Origin of the sequence: Mesorhizobium sp. WSM4313, assembly GCF_002294725.1 — a bacterium.
GTDB lineage: Bacteria > Pseudomonadota > Alphaproteobacteria > Rhizobiales > Rhizobiaceae > Mesorhizobium.
On the sequence record NZ_NSFT01000021.1, the window covers coordinates 1 to 22,997 of the forward strand.

General features: G+C 60.7%; 21 protein-coding genes and 1 pseudogene. 9 read left to right on the forward strand and 13 right to left on the reverse strand.

Annotated features, from left to right (window positions below; all coding sequences use genetic code 11):
• Nucleotides 1–499 precede the first annotated feature (499 nt).
• Nucleotides 500–1,639, reverse strand: a complete 1,140-nt coding sequence (locus tag CK219_RS27865) for a porin (protein ID WP_063169258.1) — start codon at nt 1,637–1,639, stop codon at nt 500–502.
• 681 nt (nt 1,640–2,320) lie between these two features.
• On the opposite strand from CK219_RS27865, the gene CK219_RS27870 reads away from it, so the two are divergent.
• Both CK219_RS27870 and hemN read left to right on the forward strand, forming a co-directional pair.
• Nucleotides 2,321–2,677, forward strand: coding sequence for a hypothetical protein (locus tag CK219_RS27870; protein ID WP_024505577.1), 357 nt, complete (start codon nt 2,321–2,323; stop codon nt 2,675–2,677).
• Nucleotides 2,678–3,141: 464 nt separating this feature from the next.
• Nucleotides 3,142–4,468 (forward strand): annotated as a pseudogene (gene hemN, locus CK219_RS27875) (oxygen-independent coproporphyrinogen III oxidase).
• Nucleotides 4,469–4,702: 234 nt separating this feature from the next.
• Here the strand turns inward: hemN and CK219_RS27880 are convergent.
• The 10 genes from CK219_RS27880 to CK219_RS27925 all read right to left on the reverse strand — a co-directional run bounded on the left by CK219_RS27880 (nt 4,703) and on the right by CK219_RS27925 (nt 16,096).
• Nucleotides 4,703–6,346, reverse strand: coding sequence for an MFS transporter (locus tag CK219_RS27880; RefSeq protein WP_063169257.1), 1,644 nt, complete (start codon nt 6,344–6,346; stop codon nt 4,703–4,705).
• Nucleotides 6,347–6,519: 173 nt separating this feature from the next.
• Complete coding sequence (locus CK219_RS27885) at nt 6,520–7,503, reverse strand: beta-ketoacyl-ACP synthase III (protein WP_063169256.1); 984 nt, start codon at nt 7,501–7,503, stop codon at nt 6,520–6,522.
• Nucleotides 7,500–8,765, reverse strand: a complete 1,266-nt coding sequence (locus CK219_RS27890; RefSeq protein ID WP_063169255.1) for an adenosylmethionine--8-amino-7-oxononanoate transaminase — start codon at nt 8,763–8,765, stop codon at nt 7,500–7,502. Before CK219_RS27890 ends, CK219_RS27885 begins: the two co-directional genes overlap by 4 nt.
• Nucleotides 8,765–9,400, reverse strand: a complete 636-nt coding sequence (bioD, locus tag CK219_RS27895; protein ID WP_063169254.1) for a dethiobiotin synthase — start codon at nt 9,398–9,400, stop codon at nt 8,765–8,767. Before bioD ends, CK219_RS27890 begins: the two co-directional genes overlap by 1 nt.
• Nucleotides 9,397–10,536, reverse strand: coding sequence for an 8-amino-7-oxononanoate synthase (locus CK219_RS27900; RefSeq protein ID WP_024505572.1), 1,140 nt, complete (start codon nt 10,534–10,536; stop codon nt 9,397–9,399). Before CK219_RS27900 ends, bioD begins: the two co-directional genes overlap by 4 nt.
• Nucleotides 10,533–11,501 carry a biotin synthase BioB gene (bioB, locus tag CK219_RS27905; protein WP_224570943.1) on the reverse strand — a complete coding sequence of 323 codons (969 nt, stop codon included), beginning with the start codon at nt 11,499–11,501 and terminating at the stop codon, nt 10,533–10,535. The genes CK219_RS27900 and bioB overlap by 4 nt, the downstream gene beginning before the upstream one ends.
• A 174-nt stretch (nt 11,502–11,675) precedes the next feature.
• On the reverse strand, nt 11,676–12,557 hold the full coding sequence (nadC, locus tag CK219_RS27910) for a carboxylating nicotinate-nucleotide diphosphorylase (RefSeq protein WP_063169252.1): 882 nt from the start codon (nt 12,555–12,557) through the stop codon (nt 11,676–11,678).
• A 1-nt stretch (nt 12,558) separates the two neighbouring features.
• Nucleotides 12,559–14,100, reverse strand: a complete 1,542-nt coding sequence (locus tag CK219_RS27915; protein ID WP_063169251.1) for an L-aspartate oxidase — start codon at nt 14,098–14,100, stop codon at nt 12,559–12,561.
• Entirely contained in the window at nt 14,097–15,071 is a 975-nt protein-coding gene (gene nadA, locus CK219_RS27920) for a quinolinate synthase NadA (RefSeq protein ID WP_063169250.1), read from the reverse strand. Before nadA ends, CK219_RS27915 begins: the two co-directional genes overlap by 4 nt.
• A gap of 62 nt (nt 15,072–15,133) precedes the next feature.
• Nucleotides 15,134–16,096, reverse strand: coding sequence for a membrane protein (locus tag CK219_RS27925; RefSeq protein ID WP_024505567.1), 963 nt, complete (start codon nt 16,094–16,096; stop codon nt 15,134–15,136).
• A gap of 171 nt (nt 16,097–16,267) precedes the next feature.
• Here CK219_RS27925 and panB point away from each other — a divergent pair, with 171 nt between their 5' ends.
• The 4 genes from panB to CK219_RS27945 all read left to right on the forward strand — a co-directional run bounded on the left by panB (nt 16,268) and on the right by CK219_RS27945 (nt 19,552).
• Nucleotides 16,268–17,104 carry a 3-methyl-2-oxobutanoate hydroxymethyltransferase gene (gene panB, locus CK219_RS27930; protein ID WP_063169249.1) on the forward strand — a complete coding sequence of 279 codons (837 nt, stop codon included), beginning with the start codon at nt 16,268–16,270 and terminating at the stop codon, nt 17,102–17,104.
• Nucleotides 17,101–18,009 (forward strand): pantoate--beta-alanine ligase, encoded by a 909-nt coding sequence (gene panC / locus CK219_RS27935; RefSeq protein ID WP_063169248.1) that lies wholly within the window; start codon nt 17,101–17,103, stop codon nt 18,007–18,009. The genes panB and panC overlap by 4 nt, the downstream gene beginning before the upstream one ends.
• 98 nt (nt 18,010–18,107) lie before the next feature.
• A complete protein-coding gene (locus tag CK219_RS27940) occupies nt 18,108–18,827 on the forward strand; it encodes a LuxR family transcriptional regulator (protein WP_063169247.1) in 720 nt (239 codons plus the stop codon).
• 92 nt (nt 18,828–18,919) lie between these two features.
• Nucleotides 18,920–19,552, forward strand: a complete 633-nt coding sequence (locus tag CK219_RS27945; protein ID WP_063169246.1) for an acyl-homoserine-lactone synthase — start codon at nt 18,920–18,922, stop codon at nt 19,550–19,552.
• Nucleotides 19,553–19,917: 365 nt separating this feature from the next.
• Here the strand turns inward: CK219_RS27945 and CK219_RS32410 are convergent, their stop codons facing one another.
• On the reverse strand, nt 19,918–20,166 hold the full coding sequence (locus CK219_RS32410; protein ID WP_063169245.1) for a DUF6074 family protein: 249 nt from the start codon (nt 20,164–20,166) through the stop codon (nt 19,918–19,920).
• Between the two features lie 599 nt (nt 20,167–20,765).
• Between CK219_RS32410 and CK219_RS27955 the strand changes: the two genes are divergently transcribed.
• The 3 genes from CK219_RS27955 to CK219_RS27960 all read left to right on the forward strand — a co-directional run bounded on the left by CK219_RS27955 (nt 20,766) and on the right by CK219_RS27960 (nt 21,783).
• Nucleotides 20,766–21,236: a hypothetical protein gene (locus tag CK219_RS27955; RefSeq protein ID WP_224570941.1), complete on the forward strand. Its 471-nt coding sequence runs from the start codon at nt 20,766–20,768 to the stop codon at nt 21,234–21,236.
• Entirely contained in the window at nt 21,229–21,363 is a 135-nt protein-coding gene (locus CK219_RS32665) for a hypothetical protein (protein WP_256754986.1), read from the forward strand. The genes CK219_RS27955 and CK219_RS32665 overlap by 8 nt, the downstream gene beginning before the upstream one ends.
• Before the next feature lie 174 nt (nt 21,364–21,537).
• Nucleotides 21,538–21,783 carry a hypothetical protein gene (locus CK219_RS27960; RefSeq protein WP_063169243.1) on the forward strand — a complete coding sequence of 82 codons (246 nt, stop codon included), beginning with the start codon at nt 21,538–21,540 and terminating at the stop codon, nt 21,781–21,783.
• Nucleotides 21,784–21,972: 189 nt separating this feature from the next.
• Here the strand turns inward: CK219_RS27960 and CK219_RS27965 are convergent, their stop codons facing one another.
• Nucleotides 21,973–22,362 (reverse strand): hypothetical protein, encoded by a 390-nt coding sequence (locus CK219_RS27965; protein WP_024505560.1) that lies wholly within the window; start codon nt 22,360–22,362, stop codon nt 21,973–21,975.
• Nucleotides 22,363–22,997: the final 635 nt, after the last annotated feature.

Sequence of the window (22,997 nt, forward strand, 5' to 3'; positions counted from 1 at the left end):
ACGCAGCGGTGTGAGACGGGCATTCTTGTGGATGTTCATTCGGACCCTCCGATGGATGCTGAAGCGTGGTAACTCCAGTCTCCTCGGTCCGGTCCGAATGGACAACCTCTCGAAAGCTCACACCTAGGATGGGTGCTGCCACGCGGCTCGGACTCAGCGTGCATTATCACGTAAATGTTGAGAGAATGAATGGCGCCGCGAAGGGCAATTCCAGCCGTCCAAAGCGACAGGCGTGTCGCGGCCTCGACATTGCAGTGGCGCTTACCTAACACGGCCTCACACTGCCCTCTAAACGGCCCCGAATTTGAACTGACGGCCCCTGGCCGGTTCATCGGGCAGGTCAAGGGCTAGGTGTAGTACACAGGGCTCATAACTTTCAGTTTCTAGTTGGTACGATGGGCCGTGGACGGTCGATGCAGACTTCAAGATGGCGAACGAAGCTCTCCATGCGTGCGTTGTCGAGGCAAGTGCCTTTGCCATGCTCGCGACTGGAGAGATTTCAAAATGAGCCTTGTAAGCGGAGAATGCCGCCGACGCTGTTCGGCTTGCTCGTGCCCTTGACGGCGGTAGGCTCGGCAGGGCCGAGGCCAGAGTTGCCGTAGTGGTCGTAATCGACCTCGGCTGTGACCGTGAAGCCGGGAACGACCATGTAGGCGACGTTTGCAGCCACACCAGCATCCTTGAGCTGATCACCCGAGACCTGAAGGTTGAACGAAGTTTTCTCGTCAAACTCGTAGGTGGCGCCCGCCCAGAAAGCCCACTGGCCGTTCCAGATTTTGTACGAGCCGCGCCCATGATTGGCAATTGCGCCGTTTGAGTCCTCGTTGAGACTGGCATTGGAACCGTAGCCGAAGAGTCCAAACAGCGACAGCTGGTTTGTGACAGCGACGTCGACGCGGATCTTGCCGGCAAAAGCTTCGTAATTGCTGTCATAAGCCGCGACGCCGATGATCGAGCCCCAGCCTTGCGTGTATTTCAAGCCGGCGACAACGTGCGGAATATAGCTGTCGATAGTACCGGCTGAGCCCGATCCTTGTTCGAGCGAAATCACAGTCGAAATGCCGTTGCCGGCGTCGAAGTGGTACTGAGCCACGTTGGTGTCGAAGCCGGCCGACGGAACGAGCATACTATCGAGAACGTTGCCAGCGTAGCTTGCAAACGTATCGAAGGCCGACCCCTCCTTGCCAACTCGCAGGCCTCCCAGCTCGACCCAGGCAGAAGCCAGTGCGAGGCCGCTGTTGAAATCATAGTTCTGAGGACTGTCATGCGAGTTAGCGCTGTTGCCAAAATTCACCTGGGTTTCGGTATAGGTCGTCAACGCGCCGAGCTCGGTCTGCTGGCCGGTCCAAGTTTTGAACGTGAAGCGTGTGCTGTTTCGCCAAGTGCCTTGGTCCTCGCCAGTTCTCACGTCCGAGGTTCTTGCGCTGTCATACGATCGGACGTCACCCAGGCCGATATCGTAACGGACATAGCCGCCGATGCGCAGGCAGGTCTCGGTGTTGGGAATATAGGAATATCCCGAGCCGAGGACGTCGCAGATCTTGATGTACTCGGCCGGTTCCCGCTCGGCGCCAGCTGCTCGACCGACGGAAATGGTCATCAGAGCAGTTAAGCCGAGAAGAGGACTCTTGATGTACATGTCTAGATCTCCATGAAGGAATAAAAAGGATAGAGGCGAAAGAGCAAGCTTTTCCTCTAAATTTTGTGCGTGTTGTCTCCAATATGTGGACGCCAAAGCGCTTGACACGAGAGGTGAGCCAGCGTAAAAGCCACATGTACTTATAATAGTGTTTTCTGCTAGGAGATTCATTATCGTTTACATGTGAAACACTCCGGTCGGACCGCTGCAGCTCTCCGAATAGAGCAGCAAGCGACATGCCAACCTGAAGCGTAGATGCGGCCGACACCAAAATCGGGCCGACGCGCCTTCGTCTCGCTGGAATCACTTTTTTTGAGGGTCACTGCGAAAAGAAATGTGCGACACGGTTCGCCATGTTCGATATGTGACAGTCTCGTTTAACAGCGACGGCTTCCCGTCTGACCGCAACGGAGGCCGCGCCATCCGCTACCGAGAAGGATCACTGCGCGTACGCTCCGCAAGGGCTGCGCCAGGAACAGAGGGCGTGCACGTCCGAGGCGTCGCATGGTGGCCGCAGCACCTTTTCGCCGCTGTAAGTTCGCCGTGCAGGTACATTGCGCGGCCGGAAGCGAGAGGGAGCGCACCCTGAAACGGCTGCCTACGGCTCGCCTCGAGTAATTGGCGATGAACAGTATTCTCGAGAACTTAGTCTCGACGGAAAGAGCAACGAAAGGAAGCCGCTTGGACGAGCACGATCCGAAGGAAGAACCGATCGAGACCATTTTCCGCAACGGCACAATCACTGCCGTGGGTATCCTGCTTGCCTTTTCCCTCGGCTTCCTCACTCATTGGGCCGCGAACCCCTTGCCATGGCAACTCTACGATCTGTTCGCCGTAGTGCCGATCCTGCTCGGCATCGCACTGCAGATGAGAGCGCTGTCCATGCTGCTCGACATGAGTTCCTTGCGGCGCCCCATCTACGAACGCGCCAATCGCATTTTCATGGTCGGCCTCATCCAGACCGCGTGTGGCGTCGGCATGGCCATCTTGGTCGATCTTTTCGGGATATCGGTAGGGGGCACGCTGCCCGGCGCTTGACGACAAGCCACACCGCTCTTCGCTCGAAGCGACGTCAAGCCGGGGAACCTTGTGCACCCCCTAGCGGCGTCCTCCTTTCATCAAATGAGCCGACGTCAGCTTTAGAGCGTCTCGGTGGCTAAAGCCGGTATGGTTTTTCGGCCGGCAGGGAAGGCCGCTGGCTGGACCTGGATGGCGTCTGAACGAGGCTTGACAGGTCCGTTGCGTCGGACATGAATTTCGCATTGCAAAGTTCTTCCGCAGACGCCTCAAGCACACTGCACTGGCGTCACGTACTCAGACGTTGAATGCGGCACCGCACCATCACCTCAGGCGCAACCATGGCACGCGCGCTCCCCGGCGTGGTTGACCCCATCCTGTCCAAACGAGACTGCGACATAAGCGGGACGCACTGACTTAGGTCAGAGACCAGGACGAGCGCGCAACGAAAGAATGATGGATGAGCGACGTGGGATGACAGCTCCTTGCACACCTCAATCCTGACAAAGTACCGGGACCCCCGGCCGCCTTGGTATACCATCTATCCGACTGTGCCAGACTTCTCTGCGGCAGTTGGTGCTGACGATTATGAGGAATGGCTGGGGGGCCTCCCGGCCGACGAATCGGTGTCGCTCTATTTCCACATTCCGTTTTGCCGATCCATGTGCTGGTATTGCGGCTTCCCTACCGCGGTCATCCGTCGCAACGGCCCGATCCTTAATTATTTAGCGGTGCTGCGTCAGGAGATCAGTTTGGTGTCGGAGCAAGTGCGGCAAGGGCTGCCGGTGAGCGATGTGCATTTCGGCGGCGGAACGCCTCACCTTATCGGGCCAGCCGAGCACTTGGCGCTGATGGAATTTCTACGCCGCCACTTCGCTTTCAGCAAAACTGCTGCGATCGCCGTGGAGATCGATCCCCGAACGTTCACACCGGAAATGGCCGAAGCCCTGGCAGCTAACGGTGTCAACCGCGCGAGCATCGGATGCAGAGCTTTGATCCCGATGTGCAAAGGCGATCAATCGGATCCAGAGTAAGGTGCAGACGGCCGCTGCAGTCCAAAATCTCCGCCGGCATGGCGTTGGCCATATCAACTTCGACCTCATCTTCGGTCTACCGAAACAGACTGTGCAGTCCTGCATCCAGACCGCGATGGCTGCGGTCGCCATGCGCCCCAACCGGCTTGCGGTGTTCGGATACGCGCATATTCCTTCCGTGATAAAGAATCAGCGCCTAATCGAGCAGGCAGGTCTACCGGACGGCGATCTTCGCGCCGAACAGGCTGCAACTGTCGCCGAGACACTGGTTGGCGCTGGCTACCGGGAGATCGGGCTCGATCATTTCGCTCCGCCGGACGACGAACTTGCGCTAGCGCCAGAAGACCGGGCGCCTACGGCGTAATTCGCTGGGATACTCGGCCGATACTTGCAAAACGTGATCGGCTTCGGCGCGTCGGCTATTGGCCGAGTCCGCGAGGGGTATGTTCAGAACGAAGTAACACGGGATTCTTACGCCCGGCACATCGCAAGTGGACGTCTGGCGACATCAAAGGGTCACCGTCTGACCGACGATGACCGGGTGCGCGCAGCGATCATCGAGCGACTGATGTGCGATTTGGAGGCCGACGTGCCGACCATCTGTGCCGCCCACGAAATCGAACCAGCTCGTTTTCTCGATTCAGTTGAGAGTTTGGTGACGCTGGCTGAGGAGGGGATCCTGGACGTCGAAAACGGCTTCATCCGCGTGCGGCCGGAGCACCGCTTTGTTGTTCGCGCCGTTGCTGCTGCATTCGATGCTTTTCTCGCGAATCGATGAGTTGAGGCCACGACGCCGAAAGGCATCAGACCTTGTTTGGCGCTCGTCGGCATGGGCTCTCGCAGAAGACTCCGCAAGCGTATGCAGGGGACTTCCACTTGACGCCGCGTTCACCATCATCTCGCCTGGGTGCGCGCGAAAGCGCACAACCCGGAGCACGCTGCTCTCGGTGTGAGGCTGTGCTCTGCAAAGCACCGGTGATCCACCCTGTCCCTGGACAGCAGCTTGATGGCGTCATCTTGGAGGACGAGAAAAGATTGTCGAGGTACGGGTACGAATTGCCTCGGTCGTCCGTTCAATCGAAAGCACTGTCTGCGGAGGCACCTCTCCTTCATGCAGTGACAGGAGATGCTGGGCGACTTCCTTATCTGCTGCGGTGAGTCGATGATTTAGGCGGAGAAAGTCCATCCAGGTGGGGGTGCGGAATGTCTCCGTCCAAAGTGACGGTGTTTGCAGATTTCGCTGGAGCGTCCAGTTTCGTGCACCGGCACGGCTCTGGACGTGTCGCCGCGTGCGCATGGAGCCCAGAAAGGCCTCGATATTTTCCTCCGATATCAAATACTCGACCTTGGCCACGATAGGGCCACTTCTGGGTTTCAGATCGAGAGCCACGTCCGGCGGATGAAAAACTGAACTTTCTTGATCGGTTTCTTCCCAGGGACGGACCGGCAACACGATCCCCGCTGCTGCAACCAGCAACAGAGCGCCTGCGGCGCCCTCCAATGCTGAGGTCAAGGAATAGTTTTGCGCGACAGAACCCCAGATCCAGCTGCCAGCAGCCATACCGCCTGCGCTCAAGGCGTAGTAAATGGAGAGCGTGCGGCCTACAACCCACCTTGGGCTTGCCAACTGCACCGACACGTCAATGCCCGTCCAGGTGATAAGCCAACCCGCTCCGCCGAGCGCCAGCGAAATGGCCGCCACAGGAAGCGACGATGTAAGGGCAAGGGAGAGGCAACAGACTGCACAAGCCACAGAGGCGAAGGCCACCAGCCTGTTTTGAGACGTGACCTTCCTCAAGAAGCCGTTGCCCATACCCGCGATGAAAGCACCCATGCCGAAGCCGGCCAATAAGATACCGTAGACAATTGGCCCACTCTTCAACTGATCCCGGACGACGAGGGGGAGCAACGCCAGAATGGAGATGCTTGCCAACCCGAAAAGAGCGGCTCGGGCGGTCGCTGCCCTGATCTCCAAAGACATCGCCGTAAAGCGCACTCCGTCATGAATTGCCGTCGTCATTCTCTCACGAGGGAGAGGCGAAGAGCGGACCTCCCATTTGGTGCGCCATATCGCGCTTATGGGCGCCAGATCACTCACCGCAGCCAAGGCGAAAGCGGCCAGCGGCCCAAAGACGGCCAGGATCACGCCCCCCAAGGCTGGACCAACGCTGCGCACAATGTTGTATCCGACGGACATAAGCGTCACTGCGGCCGGAATGTCGCGTTTGTGAAGGATATCGCCGACCGAAGCGTGCCAAGCCGGATCATTCAAGGCAAAGCCGCAGCCGGCCAGGAAACCTAACCCGAGAATCAGCCAAGGACTGACAAATCCCAGACCCACAGAAATCATCAGCGTCGTCGACGCCGATGCTATCAGGCAGTGTCCCGCAAACATCACCCACCGGCGGCTGAAGTTGTCGGCAATGGCTCCGGCGAAAACTGAGAGGAAGAACACCGGCAATGTGGATGCGGCCTGGACGAGTGCCACCATGAGGTCGGACGCTGAAATCGTTGCCATAAGCCAACTGATGGCGACCGTTTGCACTAGCCAACCGAGGCTGGAAATCTGGGTGGCCGCCCAAATTGAGCGAAACACCTTGTTTCGAAATGGGGCGAGCGTCTTTGAAACGGGCGGTTGGGGATTTTCGCTCTGCATGAGGTATTGCTGGCCTTCGATGAGCGCTGCGATTTGAGCAAGCGGGTCGATACTTAGACATCGCGGAGCACCGCACGGACCCCAGCTCTATGGAGCTTGCCGGCGACTATTTGCGTATTGAGCCATTCTCATAGTCTCATTCATGAGCAGTCCTGTGCGCAAGCATTGCTTTGCTAAATTCCCACCACAAGCGCGCCGCCGCTGAGACCCGCACCCGCTGCCGCCAAGAGGACTTTCTCGCCAGGCCGAAACGGCTGCGCCCGATGGGCCAGCGACAATGAGAGCGGGATCGTCGCGGCGGAAGAGTTGCCATATTCGGCGATCGTCTTGACGATCGAGTGATCAGCGATGCCGAGGTTCCTGCCGACCGCGTCGAAAATGCGCGCATTGGCCTGATGCGGCACGAAACGATCGAGGTCTTGCGGCCTCAGTCGGGCAGCAGTGAGCGCATCTCTCGAGCAGGCGGTCATCATCTCCACGGCCTTGCTGAATACTTCACGGCCGTCAGTGATCGTCATCCGTGTCTGCGCGAGGTCGAGGTCGGCATGGAACGGAGTGTTGCTTCCCCCGGCGGGAATCTGGATTAGCCCGTAGCGCGAGCCGTCGGAATCCACCGAAGCGCCGAGAATGCCTCGATCCGGGTCATCGCAAGGACTGATCACCATGGCGCCGGCGGCATCGGCAAACAGCACGGCGCTGGCGCGCTCGGCCAAATTGATGCGGTGGCTGAGGATGTTGGCGGCGATGACAAGGCTCGCTTTGCCGTGCAGGCGGGTGAACCCGTCGGCGAACATCAGCGCATAGATGAAGCCGGCGCAGGCGCCGGTCAGGTCGATCGCTCCGGCGCGGCCTAGCCCCAGCCGATGTGCGACCAGCGGCGCGCTTGGCGGCAGAAGGTGATCGGGCGTCGACGTGGCGAGCAAGAGTAGACCGACGTCGCCGCGGTCGATACCGGCATTGGTCAGCGCCATGTCGCCGGCAGAGGCGGCAAGGCCCGACAGCGTGTCTTCGTCTGTTGCCCAGAAGCGCGAGCGAATTCCGGTGCGCCGCTCGATCCAGCCGGGCTCAAGCCCGAGCCGGTCTTCGATTTCCGGGTTCTCGACCTTGCGCGTCGGCGCATGATGGCCGAAGCCGAGAACGCGCGACGATAGGTTCATGGCCGCGAGCCGAAGCGTTCGCCGGCCTCCTCTATCGCGTCATAGAGCCCGTCCAATTCGTCGCTGGTGATGCAATAGGGCGGCAGAAGATAGAGGACATTGCCGAGCGGGCGCACCAACAGGCCGCGCTCAAGGAAAAAAGCGCGCAGTTTTGGCCCGATCTCGGCCAGATAACCGGCTGAGCCGGTGCGTAGGTCGAGTGCCGCGATGGTGCCGGTTGTCCGGCAGTCGGTGAAATATGGATTGTCCCGGAAGCGTTGCAGCCCCGCGGCCTGCCTCGCGCTCAAGACCGCGATCCGCTCGGCCACCGGCTCGTCACGCCAGATCTCGACATTGGCAAGTGCTGCCGCGCAGGCGATCGGATTGGCGGTGTAGGAGCTCGAATGGAAAAACGTCTTCTTGCGATCCTCCGAAAAGTGAGCGTGGAAGATGGCATCGGTGGCGATCGTGGCGGCCAGCGGGATGGTACCACCGGTCAGACCTTTCGAGGTGCACAAGATGTCGGGCGAGACGGACGCCTGTTCGCAGGCAAACATGGTTCCGGTGCGCCCCCAGCCGGTCATCACTTCATCGGCGATCACGAGCGTGCCGGAGGCTTCGGCGATCCTCTTCAATTCGGCAAGAACCCAGGCCGGATACATCAGCATGCCGCCGGCGCCAAGCACCAGCGGCTCGACGATCAGCGCGGCTGCGCGCCGGTCGCGGCTAACGGCCTCGAACCGATCCAGCGTTTCCTGCTCGCGCCCGGCGGCCGGGAAGGGGATGGTGTCGACCTCGAACAGCAAAGGCTCATAGGCGGCGTTGAAGACGCCACGGGCGCCGACGCTCATCGTGCCGATGGTGTCGCCATGATAGCTGTGCTCCATGACGGCGATGCGCGAACGCGACGCGCCGATGTTACGGAAATAGCCGAGCGCCATCTTCAGCGCGACTTCGACTGAGGTCGAGCCACTGTCGGAATAGAACACCCGGTGGAGGCCGGCGGGTGCGATGCCTACAAGCGCCTCGGCCAGCCGTTCGGCCGGCTCGTGGGTGAAGCCCGCGAAGATGATCTGGTCGAGGCTCGAGGCGGTCGTCTCGATGGCCTTCATGATGCGGGGGTGGCGATGGCCATGGGTGACGACCCACCAGGAAGAAATCGCATCGAGGATGCGGAAGCCGTCGGCCTTGTGGAGATAGGCGCCTTCAGTCAGCACGATTTCAGGGAGCGAGGGCTCTAGCGCGTGCTGCGTGAACGGATGCCAGACTCGAGACTCCGCCATCAGTCGCCTCCGGCAATCATGGCCAGGTCGAAGCCGGAAATCATTGCATCTCTCAACGTTTCACCCGTCAGCGGACCGAGGTGCGGCAGCCTGCCCAGCTGCGGCACGCCGCCGAATTCCACGATTGTCCTTTGTGTATCGGCCACCTCTTCGCCAATGAAGGCAATGCCGATGAGCGGGATGGAGCGGGCTCTCAGGGCCTCGATCGACAACAGCGTATGATTGATGGTGCCAAGCGCGGTGCGGGCGCACAGTATGACCGGCAGCCGCCATTGTTCGAATATGTCAATGAACCTTGTCTGTCGATTGAGCGGCACCATCAGCCCGCCGGCGCCTTCGATGACGAGCGGTGTCGGCAGGACCGGAAATGAAAGATCGTCGGCCTCGATCGCGACGCCGTCGATTTCGGCTGATCGATGCGGCGACAGCGGCATCGTCAGTCGATAGACTTCGGGCAGCACGCGTCCGTCGGGCAAGCCGGAAAGCCGGGCGACGACCTCGCTGTCGGTCTCCTCGTTGAGGCCCGATTGCACCGGCTTCCAGTAGAAGCCGTCGAGCAGCCCGGCAAGTCCGGCCGAAAACACTGTCTTGCCAATTCCAGTGTCTGTTCCGGTGACGACGATGCGTTTGGTCATGCTGTGGCCAACACTCCGACGAGAGCCTCGACCATGGCGGAAATGTCGGCTTCGTCGACGTTGAGAGTCAGCGAAATGCGCAGGCGCGACGTACCCTCAGGCACTGTCGGCGGGCGAATGCCGCGTATGTCGAAGCCGCGTGCCTGCAGTCCTGCCGCCACCGCCATGGTGCGGCTGTTATCGCCGATCACAAGCGGCTGGATCTGCGAGCCGCTGGGCATCACGCCGCAGCGTTCGGCCAATTGCCGGCTCGCGAAAGCGACACGCTCGTGCAACTGAGCACGACGCATAGGCTCGTCAGACAGAATAGTCAGCGCCTCACGTGCCGCGACTGCCATCAGCGGCGATGGTGCGGTCGCATAGATGAATGGCCGGCACCGGTTGATAAGATAGTCGCACAGTGTTCGCGGTCCGGTAACGAGCGCGCCGGATGCGCCAAGCGCCTTGCCGCATGTGTGGAGCGTGACGATGTTGTCGCGGCCTTCATACGCGGCGGCCAGTCCCCGGCCGTCCGGTCCCCAGACGCCGGTGGCATGCGCTTCATCGACGACGATGAATGCCTGGTACCGATCAGCCAGCGCGACCAGGCTCTCCATCGGCGCACGGTCGCCATCCATGCTGTAAAGGCTTTCGAAGGCGATCCACACCCGCCCCATGCCGCCTTCGGCGCGCCAGCGGGTGATTGCGTCCTCGACAGCGTCGACGTCGTTGTGCGCGGCCAGCTTGAACTCAGCGCGCCCGGCCTGGGCACCCTCATGCATGCTGGCATGAGCGAGCTCGTCGAGGACCAGCAGGTCGCCTTTCTGCGGCAGGGCCGTCAGCAGAGCGAAGTTGGCGATATAGCCGCTGCCGAAGAACAGTGCACGCTCGGCTCCGAAAAATGCCGCTGCGTCCGCCTCCAGTTGCTCATGTTCCGGTGCATTGCCGCGCAACAGCCGCGATCCGGTGGCGCCCACTGGCGTGCCCCGCGCAATCGCCGTCGAAACCGCATCGCCCAGTCTTTTGGAGGCGGCAAGTCCGATATAGTCGTTCGACGAGAAGTCGAGCCCGGCGCGCGGTGCGAGCGTCCGCAACCGGTCCTTGCGCCCCAGTCCCCGCAAGGTTGCGTCATAGCGGGCAAGAATTGCCTCCTTCATTGCGTGGCGAGTTCCATAGGCTCAATGCCGAGGCGCCGGAACAGAAGGGTATCCTTGTCCTCGCCGGGATTTCCCGCCGTCAGCAGCGTGTCGCCGACAAAGATCGAATTGGCGCCGGCAAAGAAGCACAGCGCCTGCGTTTCGTCGCTCATCGCCGTCCTGCCGGCGGACAGCCTTACATAGGATTTCGGCATCATCACCCGCGCGAGCGCAACGATGCGGACGAAATCGATCGGATCGATGGCGTCGGCCGCGGCAAGCGGCGTGCCTTCGATGGGAATAAGCATGTTGATCGGCACGCTTTCCGGCGGCTCGGGCAGGTTCGCGAGCGTGACCAGCATGTCGATGCGATCGGTCTTTTCTTCTCCCATCCCGACAATGCCGCCGCAGCAGACTTTCATCCCAACCGCGCGCACGTGCCCAAGCGTTTTCAGCCGGTCGGCAAAAGTCCTGGTTGAAATAACCTCGCCATAGTAGCGCTCAGAGGTATCGATGTTGTGGTTATAGTAGTCGAGACCGGCCTGCTTCAGGCGAGCAGCTTGCTCAAGATCGAGCATGCCGAGCGTCATGCAGGTCTCCATGCCGAGGGCCTTGACGCCCTCAATCATGGCGACCACAACGTCCATGTCGCGCTCCTTGGGACTTCGCCACGCCGCGCCCATGCAATAGCGCGTTGCGCCGCCATCACGCGCCTTGGCCGCTTCGTCGATGACATGCTTGACGTCCACCAGCTTCGACGCCTTCACACCGGTTTCGTAATGCGCAGACTGGCTGCAATAGCCGCAATCTTCGGGGCACCCGCCGGTCTTGATGCTAAGGAGCCGCGACAGCTGCACTCGGTTTCGATCGAAGTTCTGGCGGTGGATCGTCTGAGCCAGGAACAGCAGATCGTTGAATGGCATGCCGTAGATGGCCTCGGCCTCTTTGCGGTTCCATCGCGGAGGCGTTCCGTCGACCGATTGCATGGTCTGGTTCACGTCGAACTCCGAGTTCATTCCAATCGTCATCGTCAAACCTTTGTTTGCTAGTCCGGTACGCCTTCTTGGCTTTGGGGCGCACTCGCTAAAGGCGAGCTGCGGCACGTCTTTCCAGCACCTCCTACGCCTGCCGAGCTGATGTTGCTCCTCACGCCGTAATCCTCAGTTCAAGTGCTTGCAGATGTTCTGGTGGTCCGGCATGTCCAGGCCGATGTCGAGGATCGGGGCGCTGTGCGTCAGCCAACCCATGGAGATGAGATCGACACCGGTCGCCGCAATCGCCGCCGCCGTTTTCGGCATCACCCGACCGGACGCCTCGGTGATCGTACGGCCATCCACTATAGAAACCGCGCGGGCAAGATCCTCGACCGACATATTGTCGAGCAGCACCGCGTCAACACCAATCGCGAGCGCTGCATCGAGCTGCTTCAGCGTGTCGACCTCGACCTCGACCTTCACCATATGCCCTGCTGCGGCGCGCGCCCGCTCTATTGCTGTGCGCATATCGCCGGCGATCGCGATGTGGTTGTCCTTTATGAGCACGCCGTCATCGAGGCCGAACCGGTGATTGGCACCGCCGCCGACGCGCACGGCGTATTTCTCCAATGCCCGCAGCCCGGGCGTCGTCTTTCGCGTCGATACAATCCTCGCCTTGTGACCGCGCACGGCCTCAACCATGGCCGCTGTGGCAGTGGCAATGCCGCTCAGCCGGCATAAGAAATTGAGGGCCGTGCGTTCGGCCGTGAGCAGGCCTCGTGCGGGTCCGGACAATCTTGCAATGGTTTCCCCGGCCCCAACCTCGCTGCCATCAGGGCGCCAGATCTGGATGTTGATCGCCGGTTCCACGAGAAGGAAGGCATACGAGACCAGATCGAGCCCGGCAACGACGCCCGCCTGCCTCGCTTTGAGCACCAACGTGGCAGTGCAATCATACGGGATAACCGCATCGGTGGTCAGGTCGCCGGATCTGCCCAGGTCTTCGAGGAGCGCAACGCGCACAATCGGTTCGATCAGGGTCGCGGGGAGGGGGGAGAATGAAGTCATATCAAGTGCTCCGTATGGTAGCCCGGCAATCGAGTGCGGCCGCGGCCCGCATTGCGCTGTGCAGTGTCAGCCGTGATGGGCGCACGTTGGCATCGTGGAGCGGGAAATCGGACCGACAGTGCGCGCCTCGACTCTCTTCCCGCCTCAGGGCCGCCGCGGCGATCATCAGTGAGACCAAAGCCGGACCAGAGGCAGCGACACTATTGGCTGCGATCGGCAGCAGGGTCGCCACCGCTTCGCGCATTGCCTCGCCGTCGCGGATGATACCCAGGGCGGCGGAGACAATCGGGCGGACCACGGAAGCGTCTGGTCGTGGAGGGACGAATGTGGAGCATCTGCGCGGTCGCCGGGTATACGACGTGCCGGCAACGCTTTCGGCAACCCAGCTCGCGGTGACCGCCGCTTCGGTGAGCGAGTTGCTGGCCAGGCGGTTGGCGCCGTGCAGGCCGGTACAGGCCACCTCACCGCAGGCCCACAATCCCTCGATGGAGCTGCGGCCGGCGCTGTCTACGGCGACGCCGCCCATGTGATAATGTGCCGCCGGGCGCACCGGGATCAGGTCGGTCGCTGGGTCGATTCCTGCGCTCCGGCACAATTCGGCGATGCCTGGAAAACGCTTGCCAAATCTCGGGCCGAGACTTTGCCGTGCGTCCAGGAATACGCGGCGTCCAACGGCAAGCTGGTGCCAAATGGCGCGCGCTACGACGTCGCGAGGCGCAAGTTCACCGCCAGGTGTGTCGGCGAGGAAGCGCTCTCCTCGCTCATCGATGAGCACCGCGCCTTCGCCACGCACGGCTTCGCTCACCAGCGGCATCGGCCGGCGCGGACCGTCGAGCGCAGTTGGATGGAACTGTATGAATTCCAAGTCGGCGAGTTCCGCCCCCGCCCATGCGGCGAGCGCCAGCCCGTGACCCCATGAGCCAGCGGGGTTTGTCGTGTCGCAAAACAGCCCGCCGACGCCGCCGGTCGCCAGCACCGCGCGACGCGTGGGCAGAGCGAGCGCGCCGGCTCGTCCTGCTGCGACCACGGCGATGACCGACCCGTCCTGCACGACCAGCCGGCGGACCTCCACATTTTCGATAATGGTGATCGAGGCTGTACGCCGAACCGCGGCGACGAGCGCGCGCACCAACTCGCGACCGGTGGCGTCGCCGGCTGCATGCACAATCCGCCGTCGCGAGTGTGCCGCCTCGAGCCCAAGTCGCAACGCGCGGTCAGGGTGCTGGTCGAAGTCGACGCCGAACCTTTGGATCGTCCTAATCGCTTCGGGTGCAGCTCGTACCACTCGCCGCACCGTGGCCTCATCGCAGAGTCCGTCGCCGGCAGCTATCGTGTCGCAAAGGTGAAAATCTGGGCCGTCGTCGCCCCCGAGACTTGCCGCAAGACCGCCCTGGGCAAGTTCACTGCAGGCTCCGGTTCCAAGCGGCGCGTTGGTCAAAAGCACGACCGGTTCCGGCGCCAGATGAAGCGCCGTCATCAGGCCGGCAATGCCGCCGCCGATGACGACCGGCGCCCCCGCGATTTCGCGAACCTCCAGACTCATAGGGAAAGCATGCGCTCGACCGCGCGGCGGGCGGGGCCGGCAATTTCGGGATCAATCCGGACCTCATGCCGGTTCTGCTCGAGTGCGGCGCGAATGTTGGCCAGGTTGATGCGCTTCATGTGCGGGCACAGATTGCATGGGCGAACGAACTCGACGTCGGGATGCGCGACCGCGACGTTGTCGCTCATCGAACATTCGGTCAGAAGGACGACACGCTTCGGTTTCTCACGCTCGACATAATCCGACATCGCCGCGGTCGAGCCGGAGAACTCCGCCTCCGCGACAACGTCTGGTGGGCATTCTGGATGGGCCAGCACGATGACGCCTGGATGGGCATCGCGCAGTTCCCGGATGTCTGCTGCGGTGAAGCGCTCATGCACCTCGCAATGGCCTTTCCAGGCGATGATCTCGACGTCTGTATCGGCTGCCACGTTCCTCGCCAGATATTCGTCCGGGAGCATCAGCACACGCGCCACGCCAAGCGATTCCACCACCGCCTTGGCGTTGCCGGACGTGCAGCAGATGTCGGACTCCGCTTTTACGGCGGCGGAAGTGTTGACGTAAGTAACAACGGGGACCCCCGGATACCGCAGCCGCATTAGCCGCACGTCGTTTGCCGTGATCGATTCGGCCAGCGAGCAGCCGGCGCGGAGATCCGGGATGAGCACGGTCTTGTTCGGATTGAGCAGTTTTGCCGTCTCGGCCATGAAATGAACGCCGGCAACCACGATGATGTCGGCGTCGACCGTCACCGCCTTGTGGGCCAACGCCAGGCTGTCGCCGACGATGTCTGCCACGCAATGAAAAATTTCGGGCGTCTGGTAATTGTGCGCCAGCACCACCGCATTGCGCTCACGCTTCAGCGCTAAGATGGCTTCAATATCGCCGGCGAACGCGGGCCATTCAACGGGTGGGATCACCCGCCGGACACGCTCATACAAGGACGCAGCCATAGGTAACGCCCCAGTCATTGGCGCCTCGATTATATTCGGTTTGACAATAAGGGAATATATCTACCTTGACTATAAGTATGTCAAGCCCGCGCCAGCGGTAATTTTGTCCCGGCGATAGCCCTGTCGTCGAGGACGGCATGCCGGAAGCGATAAAGCTTCGCCGGTCGGCCGCCCGTGTCGAGGGAGGTCTCCCCGGTCTCCTCAACAAGTTCCTGCTGCTCGACCAATCTCCGGAAGTTCGGCTTGTTGATCAGCCTGCCAGCCAAAGCTTCCACGGTTCGCTGCAGTTGCAGCAGCGTGAAGGAAGGCCGCATAAGCTCGAACACGACCGGCCGGTATTTGATCTTCGAACGCAGCCGCGCGATCCCGGTTGCCAGAATACGACGGTGGTCAGCGACCATTGGTTTGCCAGCCGCGGCCGCAATCGCGTCCCTGCCGCCACCGGCCTCCTCAATCAGAGCAGCTTCATAGAGCAACTCGTAGCGTTGGAGCGTGAGTTCCTCGTTCCAATGGCGGTCGTCGAAGCCGAAGGCTATCGCAGCGCGCTGCCGGCGCTCGCGTTGAGTGGTCGGCTCGCTGGCGCCGCCGGCCCACTCAATCAGGCGGGGCCGCAATCTATCGAGCAGCACAGGCGGCGTGCCGAAGCGGTGGTCCTCCCAGGGAAAATATTCGTACCAACTTTGCCAGCCGCACGCGGCCGAGTTCGTTGCCTGTTCCTTCCTGGTCAATGCGAGATAGCTGATTGAGATGACGCGCTGGTGGCGCTCAGTGCCGATGCGATCGCGATCGGCGAAGGTGTAGAGTTGCTCGATGTATCCAAGTGCATGGCCGGTCTGCTGCTCCACCCACCCCCTCAAACCCGACTGCAGTGATCGATGCTCAAGGGCAAAAGGTCCAGAAGGGAGGGTGTCCGCATGACCGACTGTGAGGACACAGGGCTCACTGTCGTTTACGGCGACCACGACGGCAGTCAGGTCCACTTTGGCTTCGTCAGCTTTGACGGCGGCTTTGCCTTTCTTGGTTCTTCTTGTCTGAGGATCCATGTTTGCGAAAGCGGGTTGGCCCAACGGAGCGCCTTAATCGATTGAATGTAACCTTGGAAGCCAGCACGTCAACACCGGAGTACTCAAGCGCTGTTTTTAGCTCTTCGCAGTCGCACAAAAATATGCCAAACGCGACACCCGCTGTTGGTAACGTAAGGGAAGGGGCCTCGGTTGAGCGCGGCTGGTGAGATAAAAGGGATGACTCCTCCAGATATTCGATCGCGAAAAGGCCAGACGCCACTTGTATGCTTGACGGCCTACACCACGCCGGTCGCGAGGCTGCTCGATCGCCACTGCGACATCGTTCTTGTCGGCGACAGCGTCGGCATGGTGCTGCACGGCCTGTCGTCGACGCTGGGGGTCACGCTCGACATGATGATCATGCACGGACAGGCCGTTCGCCGCGGCCTTGAACACGCGCTGATGGTCGTCGACCTGCCCTTCGGTTCCTACGAGGAAAGCCCAGAGCACGCTTTCGGCAACGCTGCGCGCGTGATGGGTGAGACCGGTTGTTCAGCGGTAAAGATCGAGGGCGGCGAGACCATCGCGGAAACCATCCGCTTCCTTACCGCGCGCGGCGTACCTGTCATGGCCCATGTGGGCCTGACGCCGCAGGCGGTAAACACGTTTGGAGGCTATCGTGTGCAGGGCCGGGGAGCCGATGCAGAGCGGATCAGGCGCGACGCCAGGGCGGTAACTGAAGCTGGCGCCTTCTCCTTGGTGCTGGAAAAGATACCGGAGCAGCTTGCACGGCAGATAACCGCCGATATCGACATACCCACCATCGGCATCGGTGCCTCGCCAGCTTGCGACGGCCAGATTCTGGTGAGCCACGATATGCTCGGGCTCTTCACCTCATTTCGGCCGAAGTTCGTCAAACGCTATGCCGAGCTCGGTGAGCAGGCTGAGGCGGCAATCGCCGCTTACGCCACCGATATGCGGAACCGGCACTTTCCGGCGGTCGAACATCTCTATGTCAACGCCTTGAAGGCCGGTGACTTCACATGAGCGTGCCGATCGCTCGAACCGTGAGCGAGCTGCGCGGCGTCGTTGCGCAATGGCGTCGCTCGGGTGCCACGATCGGTATTGTGCCGACCATGGGAGCCTTGCACGACGGGCATCTGAGCCTCGTGCGGAAGGCGCTCGAAAGGGCCGAGCGGGTGATCGTGACGCTGTTCGTAAACCCCAAGCAGTTCAACAGCCCCGCCGACCTGATTGCCTACCCTCGGACGGAAAGCGACGATGCTGCCAAGCTCGCTCTGCTGGGCACGCATCTGCTCTATGTGCCGGACACAGAGGAAATGTACCAGGTGGGCTTCGCCACGGCCGTTTCAGTGTCCGGCATCAGCGAATGCCTTTGCGGCGCATTCCGGCTCGGCCATTTCAATGGCGTGGCGACGGTCGTGGCCAAGCTCTTCCTGCAGGCCGGCGCTGACTTCGCCTTTTTTGGCGAAAAGGATTTTCAGCAACTTCAGCTTGTCAGGCGCTTGGTCCGGGATCTCGACATTCCGATCACTATTGTGCCCTGTCCGACAGTCCGCGAAGCCGATGGTCTTGCGCTATCGTCGCGTAACGTGCGGCTCTCCCCAGCCCAACGCGCCATTGCCCCAAAACTAGCATCGGTCCTGCTCGATACGGCCGAGCGGCTTGCACGCGGCTCCCCCATCCTGCCTACGCTTGATGAAGCGCGTGCAGCAATTCTGGCTGCCGGCTATCGCGAGCTCGAATACCTGGAGCTTCGCGGAGAAACAGACCTGCAATCGTTAGCAAGCCTTGACCGACCGGCACGCTTGCTTGCTGCGGCTTGGCTTGGCGACACGCGGCTCATCGATAACGTCGCAATATCACCCATCGGTAGTTGGTCAGGTGGGCGGAGCTCTCTCCAATCGGAAGCAGCACAGCAATTGCGGTGATGACGGCGGCGCGTCGTATGCCCTGCAGGGACAGGCCATCATTTAGAACCACGTCTCCGTCGGCTTCCAGCAACCTCCGCGAGGTACGCTAAGCGCAGATGCATCGCGTATTTGAAACCTTGGTCGAGCAACTCTCTGCAAGCGTCGATGCCGTCGATCTCCATGAGGCAATGGCGTCCGCCGCAGCCGGGTTCGACTTTCCGCTCTTCGCTTATTTCACCTACCCATCCGCTTCCGGCGACAGGCCGCGATTGATCTCGAATTATCCATCATCATGGACATCACATTACCTGCAACAGCGCTACCACAGCGTGGATCCCGTGATCCTGCGGGGACTGCGGGGCTGGGATACCTTCGACTGGGGTGTGGACCGCGATCACCGTTATTTGCCGACCTCTCAGCAGGAAGTCCTGGAAAAAGCAGCTGAGTTCGGCATTCGCGGCGGACTGACCATGTCGATGCATGATCATCGCGGCCGGTTCGCCGCACTGACCTTCGCCTCCAACGAGGCGCATCCGCCATTTCTGAGGTCGCTGACGCGCTACGAAAAAGCAATGCAACTGGTTGCGATCAACGTTCATATCCATGCCCGGCGCAGGCTCGCCGAAGATTGCGTGGTAGATGGCATAATGCTCACCCGGCGGGAGTTCGAGTGCCTGAAATGGGCGGCGTGCGGCAAGTCGGCCTGGGATATCAGCCAGATTCTCGGTGTCTCGAAACGCACCGTGACCTTCCATCAGGAAAACGCCAAGGCGAAGCTTGGCGTGCGAACCATCAACCAGGCCGTAGTGCGGATGGCTGCTCGGGCGAGATCCTGATCCTCTCCAAGTCTAGCTGTAAAGGTCTACAGGCTGCATTCATGACGGCTTTGCCCTTCGATTGCGTGGACACATCCCGCACGGAGACGACAATGATGCAGCTGATAACACCCGACTGCTACGCCGAGTTTGCGAGCGAACTCAAGGAAATGCACGGACTTAGGTATCGGGTTTTCAAGAAGCGGCTCGATTGGGAAGTGCAGACCGAAGGCGAAATGGAAACGGACTCGTTTGACAGCCTGAACCCCGTCTACCTGCTTCTCAAGGGGTCCGATTGGCGAACTTGCGGCTGCGTCCGCCTTTTGCCGACCACCGGACCGACAATGTTGCGCGATACGTTTCCGACGCTGCTGGATGAGATGGTGGTCCCTGCGAGTGCCGATATCTGGGAGAGTAGTCGTTTCGCGCTCGATCTCCCTGCGACAGCGCCGAAGGCAGCTGGCGGCCTGGCCCAAGCAACCTACGAGCTCTTCGCGGGGATCATCGAATTCGGCTTGGCCAACAATCTCTCCGGGATCGTAACGGTGACAGATACGCGCATCGAAAGGATCCTTCGTCTCGCGACCTGGCCGTTGTCACGTATCGGACAGCCCAAGCAGGTCGGCAACACCGAGGCAGTCGCCGGCTTCCTCGATATTTCCTACGCCAGTCTCTTGCGCATCCGCTGGAGGGGACGCCTCAACGGGCCGGTGTTGTGGCAACCAGTTCTCATCCAATCGGCATAGCGCCTGCGGATGCTCAGCCGTGACTTGAGTTAAGTCTGCTCACGGCCGCCACCGCCGCCGTGAGGGTGAGCGGACCCGCCCCACGAGCTTTCGACTGTTCCGGTCGATTGGCTCGCGCGGCCGGACTTTGGATTTCCGTAGGCGCAACCCGCAGTCCAGCGTGAGCACGCCAAAATGGCGCCCCTCCGCTTCGTCCAAAGAAGCCAACGTGGCTTCTGAGGTCGTCTTAGAATATTGGACCGGCCGCCGTGAGCGATCGCAACCTCAAAGCTTTGCCGGTATGCCGGTTTGGCCGGACCGTCGGCCAGTCGGAGCAGTCCCCCGATAAGGACCCGAGCTGACGCGCGGTCCAACAGCGCCCGAGCCTATGCTTTGTGCATTACCGTTCGGTTGGCCATGTCGTCCAAGACCGCATGAAGAAGGCTTCCAACCTCCTGCGCAGCGAGCTCTGGCGCAATTCCTACATCGGACAATTGAATGAGCATTTTCTTGGCGGCACAGCGCCAGAACGCGCTCGCCGCCTCGCCGTTCTTGGTCTCGAGGGCCTGGGCGATACTTTCGACCAATATACGTCGCCGATGCAGCGGAAATACGCAAATGTTTGATTCATGCATCAATCACCTCACAGATTCAGTTCCACAAAGAAAAACACCGGCGTCTTCAAAAGAGCCCCGCTAGCGCGGTGACGGTTCGCGGCGACATGACGAGTTCCACTTCCCCATCGACAAGCCATTGGGAGATGAGCCGCCGGACCGCATATCCGGGACCGCACATAAGGTGAACCACCATTGCTCATCCGGCTGCATTTTCCTGGGCCGTTCGACGAGGCGTTCCAGCCGAATTGACGTCCAATGACTTGATCTCTGAAAGGGCAGGGCGGTACGAATCACCCGACTGTTCCGCTGCTTACATTCCTGCGAGCTTGTGTATGAACGATTAAAGCGTGCCCGAGCCGTTCTTGGTGGCCGCCGCAGAAGGGAATCATGTCATCCGCTGCCTATCGTAGGCGGCGCGACTTCTAGCATGACTGCACTGCCCCGACAGGGCTTTGCAATCGCGCGTTTCGAAGCCTATGCTTTGGCATCGGCCGGCATTTACTTCGGTGCAGCCGACAGTAAGACGTACGCGCTCTTGCCCCGTTGGAAGAGAGCCTTGCCCGATCCCTCTTTCGCGACCAGGTGCTGAAGCCCTCACCCCGCAGGACTTCGCGCTTTTGCGACCATCGCTGCATCACGTCGAACCGGGCATCAAGGACAAGTTGGAGGTCGCGCATCAGCCGATCAAGAACGTATATTTTCCCGAGAGGGGCATCGCGTCGGTGGTCGCCACCATGACCGGCGGGCGGCAAGGTGAAGTCGGCATTGTCGGCTATGACGGGATGAAAGGAATTGCCGTCATTCTCGGAAAGGAAAGCACTACCTGGCGCCTGCCGGTTGAAAACCTTCGCCCTGCGATTAGCCCGTCGCTTCGCACCTCAGTGCTGGACTATGCCCACGCGTTCCTCGTCCAATCATGCCGGACGGCACTGGTCAATGGCCACTCCAAGGTCGAAGAACGGCTGGCCCGCTGGCAGCTGATGGTCCACGACCGTGCGGAAGGAGATAAGATCCTCCCGACGCATGAATTTCTGGCGACCATGCTCGCGCCCACCGCCCGGGGTCACCACGGCCCTGCAAATGCTTGAGTATCGAGGACTGGTGCACGCCAAGCGCGGCGAGATCACGATCATCGACCGTGCCGGATTGATAAAGCTCACACATGGCGCTTATGACAAGGAGGAGCAGCGTTATTTCGGCCTGGCCGCTGCCTGAAGCATGTCGGTTGAAACGGGTTCAGCCGACGTCTCCTTGCCCCTCACCAGGTCGCCCAAAAGCATCAGCGGTTTTGAACGAATCGCAGCGATTGTCCGCAATCGGACATAGGCTTGAAGGCGGTCGAATTCGTGCCATAAGTCGGGTTGGTCAGGGTTCAGGGAGGAATTCGTCATGACCAATTCGTTTCACACCGTCACCGTCGAAAAAGCCGCAGAAGCCTATGTCCTTTCCAGGGGAAGGGTCCGCTTTCTCTCCATGGCGCAGGCGATCCGCGCCATCCGAACACTAATGCCGGCATGCAAGGCCACCGACCGCGAGTTGGAGGAACTGTTGGCGGCCGCTTCCTTCGTTCATGGCGTGCCCGTCGCCTTCGACACAAAAACAGCCGATGGTGTAGAACCACGGCTGCATTCCTAAGAGGGCATGCCGCGCCATGCAGACTGTCAGAGGGCATTCGTCAGATGGTAGTCCGCTAACTTAACTGCAGAGTCTAAAGGACGTGTTCCAGCATTGCGAACTCACCGATCGCTTTGTTGCCAAAGCTGCCAGCAAGCGATCGCCTCATCCAGCCGTTTGCACCATCTCATCACAGACATCATCGCGATGCTACCTGTCCAGCATATGTCCAGCATTTCGCAAGGCGGCCAGAAGGAGCCTCGCATAGCCTGTGACATCGATCTGGGCCTGCATCGAAAGGGGCATGCTGGTCCAGTTCTCCAACGGTGCAATGAAAGGTGAGAAGGTGCCATTGACAAGGCAACAACAGCTAACAAGGCCCTCTCGGTCCAATGCCACCACACCGATCTTGTCGCCTGGATATCCAATGGCTGCGACTCGCTGGACCTCCAGGTCACCGTCCACCCGCACGTCAAAAAGAAGGCTACCACGGCTCCTCGTGGCTATCTCAGCCGCCTTCTCATCAAAGCTTGAAGAGAGCAAGCGGACGCTTTCCACCGCCATCTGGAAAATCACCAAATCCAGTTCATTCACGGCCATATGGGCATTTCCGCGCAACGGGTGGTGATTGCAATGACACATACTGCTTGTTCACAGATGTCGGTCACGAACGATCATTCGTCGGGTTCCGGTTCCGACCAACGGTGTCGCCACCTGATCGTGCTGCGGTTCGAACCTTCCGAACGCGAGCCGAGCGCGCTATGAGGTTGGAGTCTAGGTCTCGGACCCTGCCTCGCGGCCTGCTCATCTTTGGCAGACCCGTTGCAACGCCGCCGCGATGGCGCAAACGCCAGATGACGCTGATCCATCGCTTGATCGTGAACTGAGCTTCTGAACACCATTGGGACAGCAGGGTGGAAGGGCTTGACCAACGCTGCCCCCGTTTTCCAAGAGGACCCGTCCTCGATTGAATCTTTCGAGCCCCGTGCAGCGCGCAGCCAAATGATGACCATCTGGACCCAGCTCGCAGACCGCAAGGCAAAGAGGGAACCTTCCAGGCAGCCAAGCTGCGTCGACGCAAAGAGCGGCCTTTGGAGTTCCCAGAATCGACCCTTCCATAGTTGCGACAGGCAACCACTGCACGAGTGTGGGAGAGCGAATCGCAAGCATTGCGTGAGGTCCTGCGCGTTTTCCCCTCTTGCTATTTGGCACATCGTTTGCGCCGAAGTGGGCGC